Origin of the sequence: Amycolatopsis alba DSM 44262, assembly GCF_000384215.1 — a bacterium.
In the GTDB taxonomy this organism is placed as follows: Bacteria; Actinomycetota; Actinomycetes; order Mycobacteriales; family Pseudonocardiaceae; genus Amycolatopsis; species Amycolatopsis alba.
Map to the genome: position 1 here is coordinate 6,209,953 of NZ_KB913032.1, position 15,734 is coordinate 6,225,686.

10 protein-coding genes are annotated in these 15,734 nt (G+C 69.8%); 6 read left to right on the forward strand and 4 right to left on the reverse strand.

The window, feature by feature from the left end; translation table 11 throughout:
- Positions 1 to 583: 583 nt before the first annotated feature.
- Positions 584 to 3,490, reverse strand: a complete 2,907-nt coding sequence (locus AMYAL_RS50845; protein ID WP_020634812.1) for a helix-turn-helix transcriptional regulator — start codon at positions 3,488 to 3,490, stop codon at positions 584 to 586.
- Positions 3,491 to 3,608: 118 nt separating this feature from the next.
- On the opposite strand from AMYAL_RS50845, the gene AMYAL_RS0129155 reads away from it, so the two are divergent.
- The 4 genes from AMYAL_RS0129155 (at position 3,609) to AMYAL_RS49395 (ending at position 8,015) form a co-directional block, all read left to right on the forward strand.
- On the forward strand, positions 3,609 to 4,823 hold the full coding sequence (locus AMYAL_RS0129155) for an SGNH/GDSL hydrolase family protein (RefSeq protein ID WP_020634813.1): 1,215 nt from the start codon (positions 3,609 to 3,611) through the stop codon (positions 4,821 to 4,823).
- Positions 4,824 to 4,904: 81 nt separating this feature from the next.
- Positions 4,905 to 5,750 (forward strand): NAD(P)H-binding protein, encoded by an 846-nt coding sequence (locus AMYAL_RS0129160; protein WP_020634814.1) that lies wholly within the window; start codon positions 4,905 to 4,907, stop codon positions 5,748 to 5,750.
- Positions 5,751 to 7,303: 1,553 nt separating this feature from the next.
- Positions 7,304 to 7,660, forward strand: coding sequence for a histone-like nucleoid-structuring protein Lsr2 (locus tag AMYAL_RS0129170; protein WP_020634816.1), 357 nt, complete (start codon positions 7,304 to 7,306; stop codon positions 7,658 to 7,660).
- Between the two features lie 202 nt (positions 7,661 to 7,862).
- Complete coding sequence (locus AMYAL_RS49395) at positions 7,863 to 8,015, forward strand: hypothetical protein (RefSeq protein ID WP_020634817.1); 153 nt, start codon at positions 7,863 to 7,865, stop codon at positions 8,013 to 8,015.
- 203 nt (positions 8,016 to 8,218) lie between these two features.
- Here AMYAL_RS49395 and AMYAL_RS0129180 read toward each other — a convergent pair whose 3' ends face one another.
- The 3 genes from AMYAL_RS0129180 to AMYAL_RS49940 form a co-directional block, all read right to left on the reverse strand.
- A complete protein-coding gene (locus AMYAL_RS0129180; protein ID WP_020634818.1) occupies positions 8,219 to 8,596 on the reverse strand; it encodes a hypothetical protein in 378 nt (125 codons plus the stop codon).
- A 46-nt stretch (positions 8,597 to 8,642) separates the two neighbouring features.
- On the reverse strand, positions 8,643 to 9,272 hold the full coding sequence (locus AMYAL_RS0129185) for a VOC family protein (RefSeq protein ID WP_020634819.1): 630 nt from the start codon (positions 9,270 to 9,272) through the stop codon (positions 8,643 to 8,645).
- Positions 9,273 to 9,406: 134 nt separating this feature from the next.
- The gene (locus AMYAL_RS49940; RefSeq protein WP_020634820.1) at positions 9,407 to 9,568 is read right to left on the reverse strand and encodes a hypothetical protein; all 162 of its coding nucleotides are present in this window, start codon (positions 9,566 to 9,568) and stop codon (positions 9,407 to 9,409) included.
- A 647-nt stretch (positions 9,569 to 10,215) separates the two neighbouring features.
- Here AMYAL_RS49940 and AMYAL_RS47855 point away from each other — a divergent pair.
- Both AMYAL_RS47855 and AMYAL_RS0129205 read left to right on the forward strand, forming a co-directional pair.
- Positions 10,216 to 12,276 carry a S8 family peptidase gene (locus AMYAL_RS47855; protein ID WP_167336163.1) on the forward strand — a complete coding sequence of 687 codons (2,061 nt, stop codon included), beginning with the start codon at positions 10,216 to 10,218 and terminating at the stop codon, positions 12,274 to 12,276.
- Between the two features lie 121 nt (positions 12,277 to 12,397).
- Positions 12,398 to 15,637 carry an ATP-binding protein gene (locus AMYAL_RS0129205; RefSeq protein WP_039794291.1) on the forward strand — a complete coding sequence of 1,080 codons (3,240 nt, stop codon included), beginning with the start codon at positions 12,398 to 12,400 and terminating at the stop codon, positions 15,635 to 15,637.
- The last annotated feature ends 97 nt before the right edge of the window (positions 15,638 to 15,734 follow it).

Consider the following 15,734-nt stretch of genomic DNA (forward strand, 5'->3'; position numbering starts at 1 on the left):
TGTCCTTTCTGGCAAGACTCTCCGGCAGCCATCCGCCTGAGGCCCGTGACATGGTCAAAACTGCGGGAACGTTCGGTTGAGCGTGGCATGAATCATCCGAAGGAACCGAGTCGACAAGACTGTGACGCCAGTCATGTTGACCTGTTTCAAGTGGATGATCTGCACGCTTGCTCAATTGCACGCGCCGCTCGCTTGTGGCGTAACACCTGGTAAGGCGCATTCGTTCGACAAAGACGTGGTCGTGACTCTGAAATTCTTCGCATGTTCTCGGGTGGCGGCTCGGTGCGTGGATCATACGAATGCCGCAGCGCGACAGTTTCTGGACGGATAGACAACCATGCACGTTCGGGCAGACGGCCGGCCGGACTTCGTTGTCGGTCGGGTAGAACACCCACTACGACAAGGGGGATCGCGGTGGAAGCCCGCCCCGGCTCTTCGGCAAACCGGCGAGGCCACGGACGCCGTCGTTGGAGGCGTCTTCGGGCGATCGGCGTCGGCTGTCGCGGGCGGGAAACCGCGGGATCAACCGGATGCTGCACGTGCTGGCCATCGTCCAGCTCCGTTACGACACGCCCGGCGGCGCCTACTGCCGCCGGAGCAGGCCGGCGCGGTGGGCGATGGCGGCGGCCTCCGTGCGGCGGCCTGCACCGAGTTTGGCCAGGATCCGGGAGACGTGTACCCCCGCTGTGCTGGCGGAGATGAACAGTGACGCGGCGATCTGGCTGTTGGTCAGCCCATCGGCCAGCAGACGCAGCACGTCCAGTTCCCGGACGGTCAGGCCGAACGGATCCGCGGGCGGTGGTGTGAGTGGGGGTTCGGGCGAGGCGAGATCGACGCGGCCGCGGGCCGCGAGCAGGTCGATCTCGCGACCGAGGTACCCGGCGCCGAGGTCGTCGGCGAGGGACGCGGCTTCCCGCAGCGGATCCTGCGCGGCGGCGCGGTCGCCCGCCGACAGCGCCGACTCGGCCATGCCGAACAGCGCCTGGGCGAGTTCGTAGGGCTGGGACCGGCCACGCCACGCCGCCACCGCGGCGGCCCACAGCCGCGAATCGTTCTGCGCGATCTCGGCGTGGAACGCGGCCAGGTGCGCCGCCGGTACCGGGCGGTCAGCGGTCACCCGCGTCGCCAAGTCCTGGAGCTGTTCGGTGCGCCGCTCGACCAGTTCGCGCCGCTGCTGGTCGCGGCCTGCCGCGTCGAGCAGAGCCCGCCGTACCCTGGCGCCCGCGCGCAGGAGCGTCCACGGGTCGCCGAGAGGGCCGAGCAGACCAGGGTCGTCCAGGGCGTCGGCCAGGAGCCGGTCAGCCGCTTCGAGGTCACGCCGGGCGACCGCGAGCCGGCACCGGAACGCGGCGGCGAACACCGGCGTCCCCTGCCCGGTCGGATCGGCGGGCGAACCGGCCGCGACCTCCGCCGCCGCGTTCGGGTCGCCCTGGGCCAGCAGCACCTCGCCCAGCAGGGTGGTCAGCACCGCGGTCGTCATGGCCGGCGGTTCGTCGGTCAACGCGTCTTCGACGACCTCTAGTACCTGCGCCCACCGGCCGAGCAGCCAGAGCGCCTGGGCCAGGACACCCGTGAGGGCAGCGCCTCGCGACCGGGCCTGTCCGACACGATGGGCCGTCGCCCGGCCCTTCGCCGCGACGACGGCGGCTGAGTCGTAGTCGCCGGCGCCCATGAGCAGGTACGCCTGGCCGAGCAGGGCGGTGAGCGCGTTGTAGTGGTCGGAGGTGACCTCCGCGATCGTGGCGGCTTCCCGGAACAGGGCGAGCGCTCGATCCTCGTCACCCGTCACCGCCGCGACCCTGGCGGCCGCGATCAGCGCGGTGGCCTGGACGACGGGCAGCCCGTGATCGCGGCCGATGTCCAGAGCCTCCTTCGCGTAGCGCCCGCCCTCGTCGGGGTCACGCAGCCCCACGGTGACCGCGAGCATGGCCAGCGTCTGGCCACGCAGCTCGGGCGGCGCGTCAGCGGGCATGGTGGCCAGGGCGGCGCGGAGGTCCGCGTCACCGTCGCGGCCGGCGCGGCGGTTGAGCAGACCGCGGGTGGCCAGTACGCGGGCGGGCCCCTGCGGGTCGGTCGCGGGGTCGACTTCGTCCAACGCCCGGCTCGCCAGCGTGACGCCCCGTTCGAAGTCGCCGGTGTTGACGCACACCCTCGCGGCGTGGTCCAGCACGACGGCCAGGGACACACCCAGGCGGGCGGCGGGCTCGGGAACCGTGTCCCAGCGGTCGAGAACCCGGTCGAGCAGCCGGAGCTGCTGTTCGTAGGCGTAGGTGCGGCCCGCGTCGGCCGCGGCCCGCCAGGACGCTTCCAGGGTCCGCGCGTGATCGCCCGCGGCGTTCCAGTGCGCGGCCAGCTCGACGGCACCCCGCCCCTCGGGCACCAGCGCCGGGTTGTCGTGGATCGCTTCGGCGCAGCGGACGTGCAGCCTGCGCCGCTCGCCGGGCAGCAGGTCGCCGTACACGACGTCACGGAGCAACGCGTGGTGGAAGGCGTACCCGTCCTCGCGCACGACCAGCAGCCGCCGGTCGACGAGCTCGCGCAGCGCCGGTTCCAGCTCCTCGTCGGGCAGCCGGCAGGCCAGCACGAGCAGTTCGTGCCCGACCTCGTGACCCACGACCGCCGCCGCGCGCAGCACCGACCGCCCGGTCTCGGGCAGCCGCGCGGTCACCGCGGCGAGCAGGTCCCGCAGCGAGGACGGGGTGACGTTCGCCGGGTCGGCGGCCAGCGCCTCCACGAACAGCGGGTTGCCGTCGCTGCGCTCGTGCACGCGTACCACCAGCGCGCGGTCAGGCTCGTGACCGAGCAGCCCGGCCAACTGCGTGCCGACCTGTGCCCGGTCCAGCGAGCCCAACTCGAACTGCAGGCCACGGGGCCTGCGGGCGATGTCGAGCACCAGCGGGCGCAAGTGAGCCCCGCCGACCTCGCCCGACCGGTAGGTGCCGACCAGCAGCAGTCCCGGCTGTTCCAGGTTGCGCACCAGATAGGCGAGCAGGTCTCGGCTGCCGGAATCGGCCCAGTGCAGGTCTTCGAGCACGACCACCAGCGAGTGCCGTGCCGCGGCGCCTTCCAGCAGCGTCAGCACCTCGTCGAACAGCCTCGACCTGCCCTGCGCCGGGTCCTGATCGGCCGGAGGCTCGCCCAGTTCGGGCAACCAGCGCGCCAGGCTCAGCCCGCCGGCGGGCAGCAGGTCCCGGATCGAGTCGCCGCCGAGTTCGCGGCGCAGCCGTCGCACCACCGCGGTGAACGGCGCGAACGGCAGGCTGTCCGCGCCGAGTTCGAGGCACTCGCCGCGCACCGTCCGGGCGACGGTACCGAGCCGGCCGGTGAACTCGGCGACCAGCCGGGACTTCCCGATGCCCGCCTCGCCCGCCACGATCGCGACGGCCGCCCCCTCTGCGACAGCAACCTCGTAAACCTCGCCCAACGCGGCCAGTTCGGCGTCGCGTCCGACGAGGGCCGACCCGACCCCATGCACGTTCACTGACGCCATGATGCCACCACTCGTGGTGGCCTAAAGAGTTGGCGGAGGGCGCGTAAAGAGTTCTGTCTGCCGATGAGGACAGTTCTCCTGATGTGGCCGAGGGGGTGCTTGAACGAGATTTGTCGGCATGGGAACCAAGGGATTGAGCCTCGTCCTCGCAGCCGCCGGCGTCGCCGGGGCCCTCATCGCACCACCCGCCGCCGCGGCCCCCGCCGACCGATGGACCGGCACCTGGACCACCTCGATGCAGCGCCCCATGGGTGCGACCTGGCAGGGCGCGAACTGGTCGCTCGACGGGTTCGCAGGCGAGTCGGTCCGCCAAGTCGTACGGATCAGCCGGGGTGGCACGCAGTTGCGTATCCGATTGTCCAACCGCTACGGAACGTCGCCGCTGCGCCTGGCGGGCGCCACAGTCGCCAAGGCGGGCGACGGCGCGTCGATCCAGCCGGGCACAGTTCGCCCGCTGCGGTTCGGCCGCTCGCAGTCCACAGTGGTCCCGGTCGGCTCGGAGGCGGTCAGCGACGTGACGCTGCTGCCCACGTCCGCGCTGGACCGGTTGGCGGTCACGCTGTACTTCGCCGCGCCCACCGGACCGGCGACCTTCCACGAGGCGGCGACCGCGACGACGTACCGCACAAAGGGCGACCACCGGTTCGACGCCACCGGAAGGGCGTACACCGCCGAGAGCCACTCCTGGTACTACCTGTCCGGTGTGGACATCGCAGGCGGTCCGGCCCGGTCCGCGGTCGTCACGTTCGGCGACTCGATCACCGACGGTGTCAGCGCCACCAAGAACGCCGACAACCGCTATCCCGACCAGTTGGCCGAACGGCTGGTCGCGTCCCGTGAGCCGCTGGCGGTGCTCAACGCGGGCATCGCGGGCAACCGGGTGCTCGACGATTCCGACTGCTGCGGTGACAGCGCGCTGTCGCGGTTCCGCCGCGACGTCCTCGACCAGCCGGGCGTGCGCAGCGTCGTCGTCACCCAGGCGCTCAACGACATCGGCTTCAACCCCGAGGTCACCAGCGCCGAGCTGATCCGGGCGCACCGGAAGCTGATCCGGGCCGCCCGCGACCGCGGCGTCAGGATCATCGGCGGCACCGTCACCCCGATGAAGGGCTCGATGCTGGACAGCCCGCGCGGCGAACAGATCCGCGGCGAGGTCAACCGCTGGATCCGCACGGGCGGCGAGTACGACGCGGTGGTGGACTTCGCCGCCGTCCTGGCCGACCCCGCCGACCCGGCCGCACTGCGCGCCGAGTTCGACGCCGGCGACCGGCTGCACCCCAACGACGCCGGCTTGCAGGCGATGGCCGACGCCATCGACCTCTCCAGCCTCTGACCTGAGCCCCGCAGGGGACGCGACCCGCCCAGGTGTCGCGTCCCCACCCCACCGATCCCTTTCACCAGAAGGAGAACCATCATGATCCTCGTCACCGCCGCCACCGCCCCCGTCGGCCGTGAGATCGTCGGCCAGCTCACCGCCGCCGGCCACCCGGTGCGCGCCCTGACCCGCGACCCGGAGAACACCGGCCTCCCGGCCACCACCGACGTCGTCGCCGGCGACCTGGCCGACCCCGAGTCCCTGGCGATCGCGATGCGCGGCGTGTCAACGGTGTTCCTGCTGGCCGTCGTACCTGGCTTCGCACCGGCGTTCCTGGCCGCCGCGAAGGAAGCCGGCGTGCGGCGCATCGTCTTCCAGTCCTCGGGCTCGGTGGACGACACCGCGGCCGAGCAGCCCCACCCCGTCGCCGCCTTCCACCACGACATCGAGCAGCAGCTCCGCGACTCCGGTCTGGAATGGACGATGCTGCGTCTGGAACTGTCCGCCGCCAACCCCATCCAATGGGCGTTCGATGTGCCGGGGCAGGTACGGGCAGGTGACGTCGTCCGAGGCCCGTACGCCCAGGCCGCCGGCGCCCCGATCCACCCCGCCGACTTCGCGGGCATCGCCGTGGCGGCCCTCACCGACGACGCCCACGCCGGCCGGACCTACCCGGTCACCGGCCCGCAATCCCTGACCCACGCGGAGCAGATCGCGCTCCTGGCCGAAGCGCTCGAGCGACCGCTCCGGTACGAGGAACTGCCCGTGGAGCAAGCCCGAACGGCCATGGGCCCGCACGCGCCCGCCGACGTCCTGCTCGACGACTGGGCCCGTCACCTCGACCGCCCGGCACCGATCACCGACACCATCGAAAGGATCACCGGCCGACCGGGCCGCACCTATGCCCAGTGGGCCGAGGACTACCGCGGCGACTTCCTGAATTAGCGGGGCAGGGGACTGGCGCGGGCGCTTGACGCTCTGTTGCCAGTCCCCGCCACCTCGAACCGTGCATGCAGTTCTCCCGCACACGGCTTTCCGACATCATTCACGACCACCCCGACTGTTTCCGGGCAGGGTGTCCTGGTGCTGGAGGTGTAGATGGGGTGGACATCTGCCTGGGAAAGCTCCACCACGGGTCCTCCCGCGAACCGACGACACAGCCGGGGTGGTGTTCGTAGCGTCGTCATCAACGGTTATGCCGTCGCGATAATGACCATCGAAGGAGCATCACCCATGTTGATCGGATCCCTGCTGAGTGCCGCCGGCGTGATGTTCGGTGTGCCAACCGCGGTGTGGCTGAGTGTGGCTGTCCTCGCCGTGGTGGGCGTGGTGGCGTTCAGGGTGCGGAGGCGCCGACGGCGTTAGCCACAGCAATCGTTCTCCCACCCTGGTCGCAAGGCTGAGGCCACGCGACCAGGGTGATCTGGCTAGCACGAGTGATCGATCGGTGCGCTGTGGCCTGCTCGGGTTGGTCAGTGACATCGTTGCGCTACGGCAGATGCAGGTAAGGAGCGACGACGGTGGTAGTGACGGGCAATGGATGCCATGTGGCTCCGGCGAACTGTGCTTCGCGCGTGCCGGCAGCGCCTGTGCGGCAGCCTTCTGTCACCCGGTTCGGTGAAGCTGCTGCGACGGTTCTCCAGATCGTGTAGCGGGCGCTCCGGTCTTGTCGGTCACCGTGGCTATGGTCCCCGGCCATGTCCATCGAGAACACTCCAGCGGCTCTCAGCGAAGCCGGCCGGGAGCACCGCCGGACGCGGTCAAGACACTGACCCGGCTGCTGCTGGACACCGATGGCTCGGCGGACGAGGCGTGCACCGCGTCACACTCCACGTCCACGGTGTCGCCTCCTGCTCCGGACGGGCCGCGACACAGAACGCCATCGCTAAAGCCGCGAGCTTGTCAGAGCACTGTCCGATGTGGAACTTCCTCGCATCGCTGGCCCGGACTTCCTCTCCGGGGAAAGATCACCTGCACCGCCATCTTTGGGGGACAAAGGATTCTCTGTCATCCCGGACGTCTTCGACCACGCCTGGTCAGGCACCCGGTCAACGCGAGTCGAACGGGACACCCAATGGCGGCCCTGCGCGCTCAAGGAATCCCCGCCGCTGAGCGGTCCTCGGCGCGGCACGGCTGGCCAGAAACGGCCACCGGTGAGCAGTGCGGCCCCGGCGTCACACCGTCCACACTCGACCAGTACACCGTGCCTGCAGGACTGCCGTGCGGCCACACGTGGCGTTACCGGATCAGCCGATAGCAGTGGTAGGCCGGGAATCCGCGCACTACCGCGGATGTCGGCTGAACGGTTCGACCGGGAGACAGGTGCTCAGTACCTCTCTGAGCCTCGGAGTCTCATCGCGAGGAATCAGGCTATCCAGGCGACAAGGTCGAGCCCAGACATGCAGGATTTCCGCAACGACCGTAATGTGCGGGTGTAGAATTGAATATGGTCGAGTACTATTCGACTGGTCGGTATTTCTATTTCTGGAGGGCGCAGCGTGGCTCAGCAAGTATCGGTCAGTTTTGTCGATGACATCGATGGGACCGAGGCGGAAGAGACCATCGAGTTCGGCCTGGACGGCGTGTCCTATCAGATCGATCTCTCCGCGGAAAACGCCGAGGAGCTTCGTGACACGATGGCGCAGTTCGTCGAGCACGCCCGTCGGTCCGGTGGCCGCAAGCGTCGGCTCACGCCCGCCGTGGCTGCGGCCCCTGTGGCAACCAAGCAGACCACAGCGGTCGATCGCGAGCTGAACCAGGCCATCCGCGCCTGGGCCCGGAAGAACGGGTTCGCCGTGTCCGATCGCGGGCGGATCCCGTCCGAGGCCGTCGAGGCCTACCACACGAAGAACTAGCCCATGCACGCTGCGATCGCCCCTGATGGAATCCATTCAGATCCTGTCGAGGGGCGATCGCGTGCGGCCTTGTACTTGGCTAGCTGTCAGGGCGCGATGCTGATGGCTGCTGCTCCTTGGCCGAGCCATCCGCCCGGAGTGGGAGGTGTCCTTTGCGGAGACATGGTTGGCCGACTATGCGCGGCCGGCTGACGTTTCTCCGGTGAGCAAGGAAGCACGCATTCGGCTCAAGGCACGTGAGACGGCGTCACGGTTCTTCTCGGACTTGATCCAGGCGGGAAGGCGGCTGGCCAGGCTGCTGTTCCTGTTCGGCACCTGCTCGCGAAGTCTGGCCGCGACATACCGTTCCAAGTAGGCCAGGTGGGCTTCGTGACAAGCCCAGAGGGTCCTTCCCTTGCAAGGGGTTTGCAGCCACAGCTCCAGACCGAGTTCGGTCCGGGCCACCGCTTGTCGAGGGCAGAGCACAGGCGTCACGCATGGGCGCGGGCCTGGTGGCTCCCGCATCCTCGCGAGGTCACGTCGGTCCTTCGTTGATCGAGCCCAGACCATTCCTGCCAGCTACCAGAGCGTGGACGGTCCCGAGACGACCCAACCGTGATCGACAGGTTTGACCCAGAAGCCCAAGGCCACCTCGATCGTCTGCTCGCGGAAGGTGATCTCGACGTAGAGATTGCTCCTGGAGTCGTTCCAGGCGAAGTTTCCCAGGGTGAGCTCGGCCAGCCAGGACAAGTCGCGTTCCCACTCACCGGCGGCCGGCTCCGTATCGAGGCTCGCACCGACAGAACCCGACCAGAGCGATTTGAGCACGTGCTTGACCGACGTGTGATCGACCAGTTGCTCGGCCTCAGTCGTCTTCCCGTCCCGCAGGAGGCCGAAGTAGCGGCGTACAACGGCTTCGACGTCGGTCTTGGCGGGCGGCTCCGTCCAGATCTTCACCGTCGGGACACTAGCTACACCATCGTCGGCGGCGCGCTGCTGGGGCTCAGCGGTTGAGGAACGTGCACACGCAGGCTTTGTTGCCTTCGGGATCGGCCAGGACGACGAAGGCCGGGGCTTCGTCGTCGTAGACCACTCGCCCGCCCGCGGCGACGGCGGCCGCGATGCGTTCTTCGGCGATGTCGTGCGGTAGCCACAGATCGAGGTGGAAACGCTGGCGTGGAGTCTCGTGTGCGTCGGTGTGCTGGAACCAGAGCGACGGCAGCCGTCCGTCAGGGGCGACGACGTCATCGCCGGTGAATCCGCCGTCGAGCAAGGCGGCCCAGAACGGGCCGGCGGCGGCGAGGTCGGCGGAGTCGAGGGCGAGTTCGATTTCGGCGAGTCCGCTCGGGTTGGATTCGATCCCTTGTGCGCGGGCGATTTCGCTGATCTGCCGGGCGAGGTCGATGTCGCGCTGGGTGACCTGGGAAACGTCGTGGCTGATCAGTTTCAGGTCTACGAAGGAGTATGTCAGGTTGACGTCGGGGTGGTGACCGGCGCGTTCGGCGGCCTTGCCGACGGCGGTGACGAACGCGAGGCCCTTGGCGAAGTCACCGGTGAGGAACCGCGCGTGGAGGGCCCGGATGAGCTTTCGCCAATCGCTCAGCCGGGCGTCGAGGATCTGCTGCTGCTTCATCAAGCTTGGTGGACCTTCTTCTCTGTGTCGGCAAGAATGGCTACGCGTTGTGTTGGTCGACAGGTTAGCCGCTGCGAGGCCCTCACCACCCCTGGAAGGGCATGAACGAGGCCAGGCAGTGTGAGGGCTCGACGTCAGTGAACTGTCGCCCGGCTCTGGGTGCGGTGTGTGCGGAGTCGTTTGCCCGCGCGGCGTGCCCGGTCGATCCAGGCGTTGCGGCCTGCCTTGAGCATTTGCTCGGCGCGGTAGTCGACCTCGGCCAGTACGCCGGTGAGAAGAACGTCGTTGCTGTTCATCACGGTCTTGTCCCTTCAGGAACTTTGTGTCTCGTCGGTAGTGCTCAGAGTCGTCCTGAGGGGTGCGCTGGAGCATCGGGTGATCACCTGAAGCCGCACCTGATTCGACCCCTTACCTTCGCTCATTCCCTGATCAGGCGAGGTAAGGGACTAAGGGGCGGTGCCTGGTCGGCTTACCTCCGGCGGACACGGCAAAGCCGTACGCCGCCACCGACCGCAACAGGCTGACATTCAGGAACACTGACTGTCTCGACGCGTTGACTGAGACCGGGCGAGGGCGGCAGAGCCCGGTCATCGGGCCGCCTGTGTGTCACCGCAGGCCAGATGCACGGGTGGACCGCACCGGACCGGCCTGCTCGTGGGCGACGTCATACAGGTCCCGGCGATCACCGAGCCGCCGGTACTTGAGCGGACCACGCCGGCATCGGTCGTCGATGCCATGACCACGTATTCAGCCGTGATGCCCCTTGGCGGCCGATCGCTGGACACGGTCGTGACCGGTGAGTGACGGTCCGATGCCGGATCGGTGCCGTCCCCTGGATGAATGGTCCGGTCGTGACCAATCGATCAAGGGGAACGCATTGGCGACAACATTTCTGTCCAGACTCTGGTCCTCGGCGGCCGTGGTTCTCGTGGGCCTGACGACCATGAGCGCGGTTTCCGCCGAGGCGGCCGGTATCAAAACGGGTATGACCTGGACCGTCCTCGGCCAGGTCGACGGCAGCGTCCACGTGGGTGCCGACTCGCGCACCGACGCCTACCGCGGGGACACCACCATCGATCAGTCCCTGCCGGTGCTGTGCGTCCTCAAGGACGGCAGGCCCAAACCGGCGAACGTGTCACTCGACCAGTACAGCGGGTGGCTTGGCGGGCAGACCCGCGCCACCCCGCCCGTGCCGGGTGCGGTGCTGACCTCGCAGGGCCAGGGCGACGTGGTCTGCGCCGAGACGTTCGGCGCGGGTTGGAAACTGGCCGAGTTCCACGACGGCGGCGGATGGTCGTTCTGGGGCGCCGGCTCGATTCCCGCCGGTACCCGGTTCTGGACCGCGATCAGCGACCAGCCCGCCAACCCGTGGAACTCCGCGGGCACCCTGCCCGCACCCGAGTCGATCACCCCGCCGAAGTTCCTCACCGCCGAGTGGGCCGTACCGGGGCAGTTCATCGCTTCGCTGCCCGCGAGTATCCCGGAGAGCCAACTCGCCGCGACCGCCGCGGAACTCGTCGGCCGCCATGGCGGCACGGTGCTGGACGTGCTGTCCGGCACGAACGGGTTCTCCTTCACCGCCACCGACGCGCAGGCGCAGGCGCTGAGCGCGGACCCGAAGGTGGAGACCATCGAGCAGGACAGCTACGGGGAGCCCAACGACGTCGGCTGGAACCTCGACCGGGTCGACCAGCGTGACCTCCCGCTGGACCACCAGCCCTACGACCGGGGCAGCACCGGCGTCGGCGTGGACGTCTTCCTGCTGGACACCGGACTGCGTACCACGCACCAGGAGTTCGGCGGCCGGGCGTCGCTCGCGATGGACTTCATCAAGGTCGGCGGTGTCCGGGACGGCGACTGCAACGGCCACGGCACCGCGGCGGCCAGTGTCGCGGGCGGCTCCACGCTGGGGGTCGCGCCCGGCGTGAACCTGCGGTCGGTGCGGGTCGCGGGATGCCACGGCAACCTGTACAACCCGCTGATCTCCCTGTTCCAGTCCACGGCGGTCTTCGGCCTGGACTGGGTGGCCAAGAACCATCAGGGTCCCTCGGTCGCCAGCCTCAGTTACGGGTTCCGGCCCGGTTTCTGGCGGCGCTGGATGCGCAAGCCCACCCCGGTCGACAGGGCCGCGAGCCGGGCGATCGACAGAGGCGTCACCGTGGTCGCCTCCGCGGGCAACGGTGGTCACAACGCCGACCGGCAGAGCCCGGCCCGAGCCGGCGGCGTGATCTCGGTGAGCGCCGTGGACTCCTCGGACAACAAGCCCGGCTGGGCCAACTACGGCAAGGTCGACATCTTCGCCCCCGGCGTCGACGTCAAGACCGCGGGCAAGGACGGCGACGGGCAGTACGGCGTCACCACGGGCACCTCGATCTCGGCGCCGGCGGTGGCGGGCGCGGCGGCCGCCTACCTGCAGAGCCACCCGGCGGCGAGCCCGGACGAAGTGCGCCAGGTGCTGATCGGTGACGCCACCGTGAACAAGATCCCCGACCCCGGACCGTATTCGGCCAACCGGCTCCTCTACGTCCGCACCGGCCCGCGCCCGGCCACCCACGCCGGGATGACCTGGACGGTGCTGGAGTCGCGGCGCACCGGCAAATTCGGTGATATCCCGGTGTTCCACGTCGGTCGTGACGGGCCAGCCAGCGATCCGTACCAGGGCGACACCCCGGCCTCCGCGAAGGCGCCGATCCTGTGCCTGGTGACCCTCAACGTGGCCCCGCCGTTCGGTGACATCCCGACCAGCGGGTTCAACGCCTGGGCCAACGGCACCGTCAAGATCACCAAACCGGTGCCGGGTGCGGCGCTGATCAGCCGGGAGGCCGCCGACGGCATCTGCCGGTCCAGCTTCGGCTCCGGCTTCCGGATGGCCGAGTTCCACGACGGCGGCGGCTGGTCGCTGTGGGCCTACGGTGACCTGGTGAGCGGGCAGTTGCCCGAGTTCACCAAGGGGATCAGGTTCTGGACGGCGGTCAACGACCAGGCCGCCAACCCGTGGAACTAGCTTCACCACGCCTCACGACACCCTGAGATCTCCTCGCCCTCTGCGATGATTCTTTCGGCAGGCCCCGGCGCGTCAGCGAACGGGAATCGGCCGGAAGACTCGCCGAGGGGGAGGAGTCGTGGTGGAGTTCGCCATCCTGGGGCCACTGGAGATCGTGGCCGCCGAGACAAGGGTGCGGCTGGGCGGGCCGCGTGAGGAACGGCTGCTGGCCGCCCTGCTGCTGAACCCGAACCGGGTCGTGCCGGTCGACCGGCTGGTGGACGCGGTGTGGGATGAACAGCCACCGGCCACCGCGGCCAAGCAGATCCGGAACCTGGCCGCGGGGGTCCGCAGGCGGCTGGCGGAGGCGCGCTGCGCAAGCGCGGTGGAGACGGACGGCCCCGGCTACCGGCTGAGGGTGGCTGCCGACCAGCTCGACGCGGACCTGTTCACCGCGCGGGTCGCCCAGGCCCGGCGGGACACCGACCCCCGGTCGGCCGCCCTGCTGCTGCGCCGCGCGCTGGCACTGTGGCGAGGTCCTGTGCTCGACGGACTGCCCGGCAGGCGGCCTGCCGCGGGTCCGTTCGACCTCAACGAACAGCGCCTGACCGCCTGGGAAGAGTGCATCGACCATGAACTGCGCCTGGGCCGCCATCGGGAACTGGTCGCCGAACTGTCCGCGCTCACCGAGGCCCACCCGCTGCGGGACCGGTTCACCGCCCAGTTGATGCTGGCCTTGCACGGATCGGGCCGCAGCGCCGACGGTCTCGCGGTGTACCGGCGGCACAGCGCGGCGCTGGCCGAGGGCCTCGGGCTGAACCCCGGCACACTGCTGGTCGAGACACAGCAACGGCTGCTGCGGGACGAACCGGCACCTCGCCCTGGGCCTGCGGCCACCGGCGAAACCGTTCCACCGCAAAGTATCCCAGGACGAGAGGACGTGCTGGCCGCTGTCGACACGGCACTGCGCGCGGCGGGAGCGGGCCGGGGCGGGCTGCTGCTGGCCGTCGGCGAGCCGGGTATCGGCAAGACACGGGTGGCGCAGGCGGCCGCCGGGCGGGCGGCCGAGCTCGGCCTGGCCGTGGCGGTCGGCCGCTGTCCGGACAGCGAGGGAGTGCCCGATCTCTGGCCCTGGATGACCGTGCTGCGCACCCTGGACGGCGAAGCCGACCCGCCACCGGACCGGGCCGGGGTGCCCGGCTCCCGTGTGCATGCGGCGATCGTGACCGCGCTCGTGGCGGTGGCCGGGCGGCGACCACTGCTGGTGGTGCTGGAGGATCTGCACTGGGCCGACAGGGATTCGCTCACCGTGCTGCATCTGCTGGCCACCGTGCTGCCCGAGCTGCCCTTGGTCGTGCTGGGCACCAGCCGGGACGACACGCTCCCGGCCGTGGCTGGCACCCGCCTCCCGTTGCGCCGCCTCACCGAGACGGAGGTGTCCACCCTGGCCGAGCACGAGCTCGGCGCACCGGTCGACCCCGCCGTCGCCCGGTTGCTGCACACCCGCTCGGGCGGAAATCCCTTCCACGCGGTCGAATTGGCCCGTCTGGCGCGCGAGATCGAGCCGGTCGACCTGGCTACCGCCCTCCCCGACGGCGCCAGGGAACTGATCATGCGCAGGGTGCGGCAACTGCCAGGGGACGCACGGTCCGCGCTGCTGATCGCCGCGGCACTGGGCGAGGAGTTCGAAGTCGACCTGGTGGCCGAGGTGTCCCACACCCCGCGGGACGCGCTGCTGGACATGCTGGAGGCCGGTCTGCGGCACCGGCTGCTCACCGAGACCGGCGTCGCCAACCGCTACCGGTTCGACCACGCGCTGATCCGGGACGCGCTGCGCCACTCGGTCTCCCGGCTGCGCCTCGCCGGGGTACACGCGGATATCGCCACGGCGCTGGACCGGCGCGCAGGCACCGGCGGGGATCCCGATCTGCTTGACGCCCGCGCGTTCCACTGGCTGGCCGCGGCGCCCACGGGTCACGCGGAGCGCGCTGTCGAAGCCGGGCTGGCCGCCGCGGAGCGGGCCGGCCACGTGTCCGCCCACCCGAACCAGGCGCGGCTGTTGTCCGGCGTGGTCGACGTGATCGACAACTACGTGCCGCCCCGGAACGCCGAGGACACCGCCCGGCTGCGTGAGGTACTGGTGCGGCTCGGCCGGGCGAGCTGTCGCAGCGGCTTGCAGGACCAGGCCACCACGGCGTTGCGGCGGGCGATCCGACTCGCCGAGCGGTCCGGCGACCCGGCGGCACTGGCCGCCGCCGCAGGGGTGCACGCCGCCGAAGCGATCGGGTCCACACGGGAGTACGGCGTCTGCGACACGGACACCTTCCAGGCACTGCAAGCCGCGGCCCGGCGCTTGCCCTCGGACGACACACCCGTCCGTAGCCTCTGCCTGGCCGCTCTGGCCGTCGAGGGCTACTTCGCCCCGGACAGCGATCCGCGCGAACTGAGCCGGATTTCCGCCGAGGCCGTGTCGATGGCCAGGCGGCTCGATGACCAGGGTTTGCTGATCCGGACCCTGCACATGCGCTACAACGCGATCAGGCGACCGGACACCCTGCCGGACCGGCTGCGGATCGCGAACGAGCTCGTCGAGCTCAGTGCCAAGCCCGGATGCGCACCCGAGTGGGCACCGATCGCTTTGCTGCGCCGGGCACATTCGGTCCTGGAAAACGGCGACATCGCGGCCGCGCAACGCGACATCGACGCCTGCCGGAAGGCCAACGAGCAGGTATTGCTGCCCGAGGTCGACGTGCACTTGCGGTGGTGGTCCGCGATGCGCACCGGGCTCACCGGGGACACCGACGCCGCCGAGCGGCTGTCCCACGAGGCGTTCCTGGCGCACCGGCGGACCGTGTGGGGCGCCGAACCCGCCTACGCCGCCCAGGTCGCGTCCTGGCTGCTGGACCGGCGCGGGTATCGCGAACTCGAGGCCGTGATCCGGGCCAAGCACCGCCCTGGAAGCCCGATCACCTCCGCGCACCTGGGTTTGGCGCTGGCACTCCAGGGCAACCTCGCCGAGGCTCGCGCGCATTGCCAGCCCGCCAAGGAGACCCCCGAGCCACCGCAGGACTGGCTATGGCTGCTCCAGATGGTCCTGCGCGCCTACACCTGGGCACTGTGCGGTGACACCGCTTCCTGCCGGTACGCCCTGGAACGGCTGCTGCCGTACTCGGGACGCGCGGTCACCAACGGTTCGGGAATCCTCTGCTGGGGCTCCATCGACCACTTTCTCGGCGAGGTGGCCGCAGGAGCGGGCGAACACGAGCAGGCCGTCTCCCTCTTCCGGCAGGCGGCTGACCACAATGCCGACCTGCAGGCGACACATTGGCGCGACCGGTCCGTACGCAGGCTCGCAGAGCTGGACTCGGCCCGCTCGGCGTAACTCCTGTGCTGATACCGCGCTCAGCCTGCCCCTTCTGGAGAGAGTCGTGACCCATGCCCAAAACCCGCCGCTGTGTACTCCTCGCAGATTCGGCCAC

Excerpts from the sequence above, each read along its gene's own strand:
- AMYAL_RS0129160 (WP_020634814.1), top strand. The coding sequence starts at position 4,905 with ATGATCCTCGTCACCGCCGCCACCGCCCCCGTCGGCCGTGAGATCGTC.
- AMYAL_RS47855 (WP_167336163.1), top strand. The coding sequence starts at position 10,216 with ATGAGCGCGGTTTCCGCCGAGGCGGCCGGTATCAAAACGGGTATGACC.
- AMYAL_RS50845 (WP_020634812.1), bottom strand. The coding sequence starts at position 3,490 with ATGGCGTCAGTGAACGTGCATGGGGTCGGGTCGGCCCTCGTCGGACGC.
- AMYAL_RS0129185 (WP_020634819.1), bottom strand. The coding sequence starts at position 9,272 with ATGAAGCAGCAGCAGATCCTCGACGCCCGGCTGAGCGATTGGCGAAAG.
- AMYAL_RS49940 (WP_020634820.1), bottom strand. The coding sequence starts at position 9,568 with ATGAACAGCAACGACGTTCTTCTCACCGGCGTACTGGCCGAGGTCGAC.
- AMYAL_RS0129155 (WP_020634813.1), top strand. The coding sequence starts at position 3,609 with ATGGGAACCAAGGGATTGAGCCTCGTCCTCGCAGCCGCCGGCGTCGCC.